Source organism: Metabacillus idriensis (genome assembly GCF_050483325.1).
Classification (GTDB): Bacteria; Bacillota; Bacilli; order Bacillales; family Bacillaceae; genus Bacillus_P; species Bacillus_P idriensis_A.
Genome location: NZ_JBCMYF010000026.1, coordinates 50,529 through 61,719, shown reverse-complemented (window position 1 = coordinate 61,719; position 11,191 = coordinate 50,529). Strand labels below are relative to the sequence as shown.

The window sequence follows — 11,191 nt, the reverse complement described above, 5'->3', positions numbered from 1 at the left end:
CGGAACCGACTGTTCAGACCAAGGAATCAATTCCGAATTGATGGGGTTTTCAATTTAATTGGAGGGGTTTGGGAATTAATTGATAGGGTTTCTGAATTAATTCATGGGGTTTGGGAATTAATTGATAGGGTTTCTGAATTAATTCATGGGGTTTGCGAATTAATTGGAGGATTTCATTCTTGCCGAGGAGTTTGGCGATGGAGCTGGACACCACAAAAAGCGGACACGACTGGTTAGACAGAAGAGTCAATACCGAATTGATGGGGTTTTCAATTTAATTGGATGGGTTTCCGAATTAATTGGAGGATTTTGTTCTGGCCGAGGAGTTTGCCGATGAAGCTGGACACCACGAAATGCGGAATCGACTGACCAATTTTCATCGTCTTTTTAGCCTGTCTCTCTCCGAATGCCTCTTTATTAGAAAAACCGCTGCACCCTTGCAGCGGCCAATTTTTATCGCTCGTTTTGAATATCCTCAATCCAATTGTCCCCGTATTCAGACGAATACGCCTCATAAAGCGGCATAAAAACTTCCTGCCATTTATCTTTTTCAGCTTCACTTAGCTCATGTATTTTTATCTTGGAATTTTGTTTCATTCTTCTCAGCTGTGATTCATTCATATCTTTTGATTCCTCAAGCATCCACTCTGTCGTCTCGTTCATGGCTTTTTGAATTTGAGTTTGCAGTTCGGGTTCCAAGCTGTTCCAAAATTCTTCATTCATTAAAACTGAATAGCCTAAATAGCCGTGGTTTGAAACCGTCATGTCTTTTTGCAGACGATAAAATCCTTTTGAATAAATATTTGAAATGGTGTTTTCCTGTCCTTCAAATTCATTGCCTTCCAAAGCGATGTATACATCGTTGAAGGAAGCTGCTTTTGGGATGGCATGGAGAAGTTCAAACTGTTTTGCGATTGTATTACTTGGCATAATTCTAAAGCGCTGTCCTGAAAAATCCTCAGGATCGATCAATGCGCCCCTGCTGCTGGTCATTTGCTTAAAGCCATTTCCCCACAAAGCAAGGCCCTTAATATTTTCACGTTCAAGTTTGCCGAGGAGCCTTTCTCCAACTTCTCCCGTATAAACGTTTTTGACATGCTGCTCATCCTGAAAAATAAACGGCAAATCAAGCACCTGCCATTCAGGGATGACCTCCGTCATTTTTGAATAAGAAGGAGCAATCATTTGGACGTCGCCCTTTTTTAAGGCCTGCAGCTCTTTTTCATCTGAGTACATAATTTCATTCGGAAAAACTTCCACTTTTATTTTTCCATCTGTCCGGTCCGCGATAATCTCGGCAAATTTTTCTGCCGCCAGTCCCTTAGGTGTATTTTCAGCAACCACATGACTGAACTTAATCACAATTTGATCATTCAAACCAGTCTGTTCATCGTCATCTTCAATTTCATGCATAGGATCGTGTGAAAAAACTGCCACCAAAATGAGCACTGTTAATAGACTTGCACTAATAAACCATTTCATACTATCCACCGTTTCAATCAATTTTTTAGTAGATTCATTGTATCATGACATTTTGACGCATGTTACAATGAAAGATATTTCATTCTTCAGAATAATGAGGAACTATATGAGACGTATATCAATCTTATGGAAAATTGCAGGCTTAATCTTTTTTATATTGGGTTTTTCTCTTTTTCTGGCAGGGATTGTTTTAATCGGCAATTATATAAGCGGAAAAGAAGAAGAATTAAAGGCGCGCTCTTTCGTTACAGCGCAGACGATCGCTGAACTTCCTGAAGTGAAAGAAGCCCTTGAAAGCGGGGAAAATGATCTTAACAAAGTGATTGACCGCCTAAGAATTATCAACAACGCTAATTATATTGTGGTTTTAAACATGGATCGTGAACGGCTGACACATCCCGTGCATGACAGGATAGGAACCCGCTCACAGGGAAACGATGAAGGACCTGCCTTTGCAGAACATTCCTATACATCAAAAGCAAATGGAGAAATCGGGACGGTCATGCGTGCTTTTGTCCCTGTAATGAACGATGACCACGAGCAAATTGGTGTCGTTCTAGCCGGATACAAACTTCCGGTCTTTCTTGAAGTGCTGCAAAGCCTTGCGTTTGAAATTTTTATCACAGCAAGTCTCTCATTGCTGTTTGGAGGCTGGGGAGCCTGGATACTTGCCCGTCAAATAAAAAGGCAGATGTTTCACCTCGAGCCGCATGAAATTGCCAGGCTGCTCGTAGAACGCACCGAAACCTTCAATGCTATGCACGAAGGTGTAATAGCAATCGATACAAGGGAAAAGATTACGATTTTTAATAATAAAGCGAAGAAAATGATGCGGATTAACGGTGATGTGATCGGGAAATCCATCAGAGAAATCATCCCTGATACAGCCCTGCCTGAAATTCTCAAGCTTGATCATGCGATTTACAGTAAAGAACTTAATGTGGGCAACCTCAACATTTTGAGCAACCGGGTTCCCATTAAAGTGAGCGGAGAGACGGTTGGAGCAGTGGCCATCTTTCAGGACCGGACAGAAGTGAAAAAGATGGCAGAAGAATTAACAGGTGTACGAGCATTTGTAAACGCTTTACGTGTCCAAAATCATGAATACAATAATAAACTCCATACAATTGCAGGTCTGATACAGCTTGGAAACCACGAAAAAGCGCTGCAATTTGTCTTTAAAACGACTGAAGAGCAAGAAGAGCTGATTCAATTTTTGAGTAAAAACATCAGAGATGAGAGTCTTGCCGGCCTGCTGCTCAGTAAAATACGCCGCGGAACCGAACTTGGAATCCGTGTGGAAATTGACCGCAACAGCCAGTTTAATAGATTTCCAGCCACTCTTGATCATCATGATTTTGTTCTGATTCTCGGTAACTTGATTGAAAATGCATTTGATTCCTTTAAACACCATCAAGGTCCCTTCCCTCATATTTTTATCAGCATTGAACAGGATGCAGAATTACTGACACTTTTAGTAGAAGATAATGGAAGCGGGATAAAAGAAGCGGACCGCCCCCGGATTTTTGAACAGGGCTTTTCTACAAAGGGCGGCAGTGACCGGGGAATAGGGCTGCATTTAGTCAATCAGATTATTCAGCAGTCAAAGGGCAGAATCATAATAGAGTCTGAAGAAGGTGCAGGAACAACCTTTACAGTTACTTTTTATATGGAGGAGATATGATGCCGGCCAAACCAGTTTCCGTACTTCTGATTGAAGATGATTTAATGGTTCAGGAGGTGAATCGGGAGTTTTTAGAAAGAGTGGAAGGGTTTGAGGTTATTGGGATCGCATCAAATGGTGCTGATGGCCTTGAGCTTGTGAGAAAGCTTGCTCCTGATTTGATTTTGATAGATATGTACATGCCCAAAATGAATGGACTTGAGACCATTCAATCCATTCGGGCTGAAGGACATGCCGCTGATATCATTGCGATAACCGCAGCAAGCGACATGGAAACAGTCCGAAATGTTCTGCTCCACGGGGCTGTTGATTATTTAATGAAGCCATTTAAATTCGAACGGCTGAAGCAGTCACTTGAAAACTATTCCGCTTATCGAAGCAAGCTGAAAGATAAAACCCGGCTGACACAAAAAGAATTGGATTCCATCAGGTTTCAAAAAGAAGATCTTGATGAGAGAAAGGATTTGCCAAAAGGCTTGCATGAAGTGACTCTCTATAAAATTCTTACCTTTCTCCATGATCAAAGCGCTCCGGTTTCAGCTGAGAATGTAGCATCAAGCGTCGGAATCGCCAGAGTAACAGCGCGGCGATATCTTGAGCACCTTGAACGGGAAGGCAAATTAGAGATTGATATTCATTATGGCGGTATCGGAAGACCTGTTAACAAGTATCTTATTTCAGGCAGAGCTTAGGTATCCTTGCGTACACAAAACAGGGTTTCTTGTACAATTTCTCAACGGATTCTGTTTTTCGATTTCTTAGGGTTCCCATTTCATCAGAACAAAAAAAAGGTACGCAATTGCACAATTGCGTACCCTTTTCATTATGATTTAACAGTAATTTTCTCAAGCGGCTGAGCATTGCCGTAAACCGGATACTCGCGTTTTGTAGGTGCTGCCCATTTAGCAGCATTGACTAATACTTTTTGAACCTCTTTGTTGTGGTAAGTCGGGTATGTTTCATGTCCTGGACGGAAGTAGAAAATCTTTCCGTTGCCTCTTTGGTATGTGCAGCCTGAACGGAACACTTCGCCGCCTTCAAACCAGCTGACAAATACTAATTGATCAGGAGCCGGAATATCAAAGTGCTCTCCGTACATTTCTTCCTTTTCAATTTCGATGTATTCGCCGATTCCTTCTGCAATCGGATGAGAAGGATCAACTACCCATAGACGCTCTTTGTCATCAGCCTCGCGCCATTTAAGGTCACAAGATGTACCCATCAGCTTTTTGAAGATTTTTGAGAAGTGTCCTGAATGAAGAACAACTAAGCCCATTCCTTCAAGTACACGTTTTTGAACACGCTCAACGATTTCGTCAGAAACCTCATCATGAGCAAGATGCCCCCACCAGAAAAGAACGTCTGTCTCGTTTAATACTTCTTCTGTTAACCCGTGCTCAGGCTGATCTAATGTAGCTGTCGCAGCATCAAGACCGTTGTCTTTTAAGAAGTTAGCGATAGCGCCGTGGATGCCTTCTGGATAAATTTCTGCTACTGCTGGATTTTTTTGTTCATGGCGGTTTTCGTTCCAAACTGTAATTTTCATTGTAAAATCTCCCTATAATAATTTTTTTAATATTTATGCTAATCTTTCTATTTCAATATACAATAAACCGGCCTATTAATTAAGCCATATTATTTAATTGATCCCTTCATGACTCCGCTGATGATCCATTTTTGTGCAAAGACATAGACAATAATCATCGGGATCAGTGCAAGAAGGTACGAGGCAAATGCCAGGTTATAATCTGTGCTGAACTGCGATTGGAAAATATACTGCACAAGCGGCAATGTGGCCATGTCGCTGTCGCTCAGTACGACGAGAGGCAGAAGAAAATCGTTCCACGCCCCAAGACATGTAAGGATGGCGACAGTTGCATTCATAGGTGCAAGCAGCGGGAAAATGACCTTCCAGAAAACTCCCCATGTTGTTGCGCCATCTACGATTGCTGCTTCTTCCAGCTCTTTCGGAATGGATCTTATATACCCTACATAAATAAAGATATTAAAAGATAAATTGTAGACGATGTACAAAATCACTAGTCCCAATAGGTTATCCATACCCCATAATGCTGTTTGTCTTACAATCGGAAGCATGATGATCGGAAATGGAATAAACATCGCACTAACAAAATAGTAAAAAGTGAATTTATAAAACTTCTTATGCATGTTGCGTGCAATCGCATATGCGACCATTGAATTCGTCAGAACCGTAAAGATGACGACTAATACAGTGACGAATACGCTGTTTTTTAATGCATTGAAGAAATTCGTCATTTCGATTGCTTTAGTAAAGTTATCAAAAGACCATGACTGCGGCAGGGCAAGCAGATTTCCAGCAAGCTCCTGCGGTGTTTTAAAGGCAATGGTAACGGTTAAATAAAGCGGCAGGATAATGAACATGGCCCCTAAAATCAAGAGAATGGTGACAGGCCAGTTTGTCTTTTTGCTGATCATCAGTTCCCCACCTCTCTTTTTTCAAGGATTTTAAGCTGAAAGATTGAAAAGATCACAATCACAATAAAGTAAATGACTGCATTTGCAGACTGATAGGCAAATTCTCCGCCCTGGAAGCCGCCTCTGTAGATCAGAAGTGAAATCGATTCTGTTGATTGACCCGGTCCTCCGCCTGTAAGGGCAACAATCTGGTCAAACACCATCAGAAAGCCTTTCATTGATAAAATCATATTGATGGTGAAAAATGGAGCAATCAGCGGAAACGTGATTTTCCAGAACTTTGTCCAAATCCCGGCACCGTCAATGCTTGCCGCTTCATATAAATCCTCTGTAATGGTAACAAGACCTGCAAGGTACAAGATTGTATTAAACGCGATAGCCTGCCAAACAGCTACGATCACGATACCGACCCAGGCAAGGTTCGGGTCACCAAGAATATTTTTAGATAATGCCTCAATTCCAAGGCCTCCTGCAATATCAGGCAGGAAATGCGTGAAAATGAAGTTGAAGATAAAACCAACGATCAGAATACTTAAGATATAAGGCATGAAATACACAGCCCGAAGTGTTTTCTGAAACTTAATCTTCGCATTAAGCCCCATCGCCACAAGCAAGCTGAAAAAATTCACGAGAATCGTTGAAATGATGGCAAATTTAAACGTAAAACCATACGCATCAAGTGCTCTTTCGTCTTTAAAGACATTCAGATAATTTTTAAATCCGACAAAGTTCCATTCCCCGTACCCTCTCCAGTCTGTAAAACTGTAGAATATCCCCTGAAGCGCAGGATAGGTATGAAAGATAAAGAACAGGATTACGGCAGGAATGGTCATGATCAGAAATACTCTGTTTTTAGTGTTCATCGATTCATCTCCTTTACTAGAAATGCGCCCGTTTAGACCCTGCAGGCAGATAAGGATTCATACCGTGAAAGTCAGATTTTGACTTTATTTTGGAATCTATTCTGACCGAGGGGAGCGGGCTGTGCGGCTGGACAATATCGCCCGATCAGCGATCCTCTACTTTCTCCCACTCTCTATCCATTTTCTTTAAGAAAGCGCCTTTCTTTTTCTCAATCAGAAATTCCTGAAGAATGTTTTCTGCACCCATTCCTGCTGGATAATAGTGATCTTGGAAGCTTGTAATCTTTCCTTTTTCAAAGTTCTCTTTTATTCCTTCAAAAACCGGATCCTCTTGATAAACGCCTTCTATTGCAGAGAAAGCTTTTTGCTCATCGATATAACGTTTTGCTGTCTCTTTCTCAAGCATAAATTCGAGGAATTTTTCAGCTTCTCTTTTGTGCTCGCTGTCTTTGCTGATCGTAAGCAGAACATCAACACCTGAAACAAGTTTGTTTTGCTCCGGGTCGTTTGTTACAGGCATTGGGAAAACGCCAAGCTCTGCTTCAGGATTCGCTTTTAAGATCTCAGGAATCGCCCAGTTTCCTTGAATATACATGACACCCTCACCTGCTGCGAACGCATTGTTGCCATCGCCGTAAGCAATCCCAAAGTTGTCTTTGTGTCCGTATTCAGCGAGGGTCAGCAGCTTGTCAGCGACTTCATCGTAGCTTTTTACAAAAGAGGTCTTTCCGGAGCTTTTCTTTTCTGCAAATTCTTCACCAGCAAGATTACCTCCAAGTGAGTTCAAGGAAATCATGCCAGTCCAGGCATCCTTAAGAGTTAAATAGATTGGTATTTCGCCTGCAGCTTTTGCTTTTTCCAATACGGCAATGAATTCATCCCATGTTTTCGGAACTTCAAGACCAAGCTCTTCAAATTTCTGTTTGTTATAAATAACCGTGTTTGCGTTTGTCGCATAAGGCAGCCCGTAGACACCATCTTTTTCAGGGCCTACTAAGCGGTCAATCATGTCAAGATAGGAAGGCTGAATCGAGTCAATCAGCTCTGAATCAGCAAAATCCTCAAGCACTCCTGCCCTGCCCAATTCTCCGTAGGTAGCGTTCCCTGCAATCAGCATGACGTCAGGAATATCATTCTTTATAAGCTTTGTCCGCAGCACAGTCTCTGCTTCCGGAGGAGAATCAAATTTAATTCTGATATCTGGATTCTCTGCTTCAAACTCTTCTATCAAACCTTTATACGTATTGATGTTTTCAGATTTGTTGGAGAAAAGATTCAGTGTTACTTTCCCTTCTTTCTCCTCTCCCGAAGAGCATCCTGCTAGTATCGATACGCCAAGTACAATGCCAGCGGCGATGGCGGTTACCTTTTTGATCATTCATTTCGCCTCCCAATTCAGAATAAGTAAACGTTTACTCTTTTCTTCAAAAAAAGAACCATTTGATCACTTTATCAACGTAAACGTTTACGTCATGAGCTAAAAAAAGAAGAAAATCTAGTCCTCTTTTTCCGCCACACTGCTTCTTTCCATGATCGAATGCGGCATAATCCGGCTCTCTACGAGCTGCTCGCCGTTTATCATGTCAAATATCATGTTTGCAGCCTTTTTTCCCATTTCATAAAACGGCTGAGCAAGTGATGTTAAAGGGGGAATCGACATTTCAGCGATGCTTAAATTATCATAGCCGATAATCGATAATTCTTCTGGTATTCTTATGCCCTGCTGATAAGCCGCTGAAATCGCTCCGAATGCAATTTCATCGCTTGCTGCAAAGATTGCTGTCACATCAGCTGCCTGGTCTTTCATTTTCTTTAATCCTTTTATTCCGTCTGCAAAGGTAAATCCCCCGCAGCTGACAATCCGGCTGTCATCAACGGACAATTCATGGTCAATTAACGCATCCTTGAAACCGTCAATTCTCGGTTTTCCAGCGATAAGATCGTTTTGATTTCCGCTGATCATGCCGATGCGAGTGTGTCCTTTTTTGATTAAGTACTGTGTGGCGGAATACGCTGCATGCCTGTCATCCACTTTGACGTAAGGCACTGAATAAGCACGTGATTCAGTTGATAAAAGAACGAGGGGAATATTCATTTTCAGAATAAATTCGTAGTATTCTTCTTTTAAGATCTCACTCGTAAAAATAATTCCGTCAACACGCTTTTCACTTAGCAATTGCAGATATTTCATTGTTTTCGAACCATTGGACTCTGTATGGCAGACAATCACGCTTGATCCAAGCTGATGAGCTGCTTTTTCGATTCCGGCTAACAGTTCCGTCACGAGCATACTTGAAAGTGCCGGAAATAATACACCAATCGTTGACGTTTTTTTATTGATCAATCCTCTTGCAATCGCGTTTGGATGGTAGTCCAATTCTTCTATGGCTAAAAGAACCTTCCGTTTCGTTTTCTCAGAGTAACCCTTCTGATTATTGAGAATTCTTGAAACAGTTGCAATCGAAACATTGGCCTTTTTTGCTACATCTTTGATGGTATAATTCATTTCCCACCTTCTCTCTGCTGAAACGTAAACGTTTTCGTAAATTTATAGTACCACCTAATGAAAGCATTTACAATATGAAAATAATTAAATTTTTCTCCTCAAATAAAGCGGCAAAGCTGGAACTGCCATTTGATTATTGAAAGAGTTGCCATATTAATGCAAAAAAAAAGCCCTCTCTGGACTTTTTCTTACTTCCACAAAAACCTGCCGACTTCCTCGTCGACTTCCTTATTTTCATGAAGGCCATTATGAGTAGCTTTCTTGGATACAATAATTTGCTCACGGTAATGGTCTGCTGCGACTACCTTTTTCAGGGATGTTGCACTTTGAACAGAGACCAGACCGTCTCCGTCTTCTTTTTTACTGATTTTCCCTGCGATTGAATACACTTGTACATTTGGATCGAAGTTACCTTTTTCTGCATATAATTCCTGAATTGCCTGAGAATCTGCGATTAAATCATGCTTTTTCTCATGATATCTTTTTTCAAATACTTCTCTTTTGATGCCCTTAAATGGAGTTCCGATTGTGACAAGCTTTTCTACCTTCGGGAACTCTTCTTCCTGTCTAGTTTCTTGAATATAATTGACTGAAACAAGGCCTCCCATGGAATGGGCAACGATATTGATTTTATCATACCCGTATTTTTCTTTTAAAAGCTTCAGGATATTGCCAAGTTCTATGCTAGTATTCTCAAAGTTTGAATCGTTGTCTTCAAAATAAACTTGAATAAGAGGATTTTTCACCTTTTCCTCTGTAAGGGCACTACATTCTGCTACTCGATTATCCGATGTGCACACAAGTTTTTTTTCTCCCCATTCGTAATCGGACTGAAATCTCTCCATCATGCCTTCGAACGAATTCAGGGACCCTCTGTAGCCGTGCACGAAAACCGTCGGCGTTTCTTCATGCTTTACCTCACTTGCTCCATTTGAAATCTCAGGCTTTATAATCTCTGCGATTATAACAACGGCTAATAAACAAATACCTGTAATAAGTGCAATATTCTTTTTTGATTTCATTAAGGAATCCTTTCATCTTCCGCGATTTTCTTGTCGTAAGATATATTTTTACCCTTTTCTTCTTTCCTTTAAACGATTCCTAAGGTATCTGTAGTTTGTATGAGAATTCCTGCGCGTGGATGTGTCTCTTTCTTTAATTAACCGCATCATTTTCAATATCCTGCCGGCAACTCTCTATCCTTTGCTTCTTTCCCCCTTTTTAGGCGATAATAAGAGAGAGAGTTTATAACAGGAAGGGATCTGCTATGAAGAAATTGAAATTAAGCCTTTTGTTTGTTGCTGCCGCTGCATTCATTCTGTCTGGATGCAACCGCCCGCAGCTTCAGAACGAAGATTACAGTATGCAGGGCATCTATAACGGGACTTGGGTAGACCGGGTTAAAGTGAAAGAAGAAGGCAATTTTGCCATTGTTGCGTTTCCTGAAGATGGACAGGTTGCTGAGCTGACACTCGGACTGAAGTCGAAAGACAACAAGATTCTGAAAGAACACAAAACAAAAACGACCATCCGCGGAAATGGAGATGGCCCTTTTACAATAGAAGATACTGCAATTAAAAAACCTGTTGAAGGAACGATTTCCCTGCGCGGTGACGAAATTGTAATCAGTATTAACGGTCTTAATGAAGACCAGGAAAAAAAGCTTGGGCTTCACAACGGAACGAGGCTATACAGCAAAGTCGATTATCAATTGAAGTGACATCAGGCATCAGCGATGATAATGCCCTCAGCTATTTCTGCATTAAATAATACAGGAACCATACGGCATGATTCTGTTCATCTGCTGATGCTCTTTTTAATTGTTTTCGAATATAGAGGCTGCTTGCATTCTCCGCAATATCAAGATAGAAATCCACAGTTTCCTGCACGTCTTTAAAAGCAGCTGTCAGCGCAGCATAATAATCCCCCGGGCATTCTTCTATTTGTGCAGGATTGTACGGCATCCCTGACAGGCTTATTATTGCTGATTGGGGACTTTGATCAAATAAAAGATCAATAAACCAAGCCATATGGACATTGAAAAATAATCATCCAGTTTAAGCGTTCCGAAATGAAATTTTGCTTCTTTAAAAAAAACACTCCATTTCATTCCCTGGATCAGGTCCATTCCGACCGCAAGACCAAATAATGAAATAAAACTTATCGCGACAAAACCAATCATCTTTATCATTTTCCCCC

General features: G+C 41.1%; 13 protein-coding genes. 4 read left to right on the top strand and 9 right to left on the bottom strand.

Translation table 11 applies throughout. The features are described from left to right. On the top strand, window positions 1-237 hold a 237-nt coding region (locus tag ABEQ24_RS15210; protein WP_430007565.1), incomplete at its 5' end, for a hypothetical protein. 216 nt (window positions 238-453) lie between these two features. Here the strand turns inward: ABEQ24_RS15210 and ABEQ24_RS15205 are convergent. After that, a complete protein-coding gene (locus tag ABEQ24_RS15205; protein ID WP_430007564.1) occupies window positions 454-1,482 on the bottom strand; it encodes a DctP family TRAP transporter solute-binding subunit in 1,029 nt (342 codons plus the stop codon). A gap of 106 nt (window positions 1,483-1,588) precedes the next feature. On the opposite strand from ABEQ24_RS15205, the gene ABEQ24_RS15200 reads away from it, so the two are divergent. Continuing rightward, a complete protein-coding gene (locus ABEQ24_RS15200) occupies window positions 1,589-3,166 on the top strand; it encodes an ATP-binding protein (RefSeq protein WP_430007563.1) in 1,578 nt (525 codons plus the stop codon). Continuing rightward, on the top strand, window positions 3,166-3,858 hold the full coding sequence (locus ABEQ24_RS15195) for a response regulator (protein ID WP_430007562.1): 693 nt from the start codon (window positions 3,166-3,168) through the stop codon (window positions 3,856-3,858). The genes ABEQ24_RS15200 and ABEQ24_RS15195 overlap by 1 nt, the downstream gene beginning before the upstream one ends. Before the next feature lie 131 nt (window positions 3,859-3,989). Here the strand turns inward: ABEQ24_RS15195 and ABEQ24_RS15190 are convergent, their stop codons facing one another. The 6 genes from ABEQ24_RS15190 to ABEQ24_RS15165 all read right to left on the bottom strand — a co-directional run bounded on the left by ABEQ24_RS15190 (window position 3,990) and on the right by ABEQ24_RS15165 (window position 10,014). Continuing rightward, window positions 3,990-4,712, bottom strand: coding sequence for a ThuA domain-containing protein (locus tag ABEQ24_RS15190; protein WP_430007561.1), 723 nt, complete (start codon window positions 4,710-4,712; stop codon window positions 3,990-3,992). Between the two features lie 89 nt (window positions 4,713-4,801). After that, window positions 4,802-5,623, bottom strand: a complete 822-nt coding sequence (locus ABEQ24_RS15185; protein ID WP_430007560.1) for a carbohydrate ABC transporter permease — start codon at window positions 5,621-5,623, stop codon at window positions 4,802-4,804. Next, window positions 5,623-6,486: a carbohydrate ABC transporter permease gene (locus tag ABEQ24_RS15180; protein WP_133312166.1), complete on the bottom strand. Its 864-nt coding sequence runs from the start codon at window positions 6,484-6,486 to the stop codon at window positions 5,623-5,625. Before ABEQ24_RS15180 ends, ABEQ24_RS15185 begins: the two co-directional genes overlap by 1 nt. Before the next feature lie 145 nt (window positions 6,487-6,631). After that, complete coding sequence (locus tag ABEQ24_RS15175; protein WP_430007559.1) at window positions 6,632-7,864, bottom strand: ABC transporter substrate-binding protein; 1,233 nt, start codon at window positions 7,862-7,864, stop codon at window positions 6,632-6,634. A gap of 117 nt (window positions 7,865-7,981) precedes the next feature. Then, window positions 7,982-8,992 carry a LacI family DNA-binding transcriptional regulator gene (locus tag ABEQ24_RS15170; protein WP_430007558.1) on the bottom strand — a complete coding sequence of 337 codons (1,011 nt, stop codon included), beginning with the start codon at window positions 8,990-8,992 and terminating at the stop codon, window positions 7,982-7,984. 188 nt (window positions 8,993-9,180) lie between these two features. Beyond that, on the bottom strand, window positions 9,181-10,014 hold the full coding sequence (locus ABEQ24_RS15165; RefSeq protein WP_430007557.1) for an alpha/beta fold hydrolase: 834 nt from the start codon (window positions 10,012-10,014) through the stop codon (window positions 9,181-9,183). Window positions 10,015-10,259: 245 nt separating this feature from the next. Between ABEQ24_RS15165 and ABEQ24_RS15160 the strand changes: the two genes are divergently transcribed. Further along, the gene (locus ABEQ24_RS15160; RefSeq protein WP_430007556.1) at window positions 10,260-10,712 is read left to right on the top strand and encodes a hypothetical protein; all 453 of its coding nucleotides are present in this window, start codon (window positions 10,260-10,262) and stop codon (window positions 10,710-10,712) included. 31 nt (window positions 10,713-10,743) lie between these two features. Here the strand turns inward: ABEQ24_RS15160 and ABEQ24_RS15155 are convergent, their stop codons facing one another. Beyond that, window positions 10,744-10,956, bottom strand: coding sequence for a ferritin-like domain-containing protein (locus ABEQ24_RS15155; RefSeq protein ID WP_430007555.1), 213 nt, complete (start codon window positions 10,954-10,956; stop codon window positions 10,744-10,746). Between the two features lie 14 nt (window positions 10,957-10,970). Continuing rightward, complete coding sequence (locus tag ABEQ24_RS15150; RefSeq protein WP_430007554.1) at window positions 10,971-11,183, bottom strand: hypothetical protein; 213 nt, start codon at window positions 11,181-11,183, stop codon at window positions 10,971-10,973. Window positions 11,184-11,191: the final 8 nt, after the last annotated feature.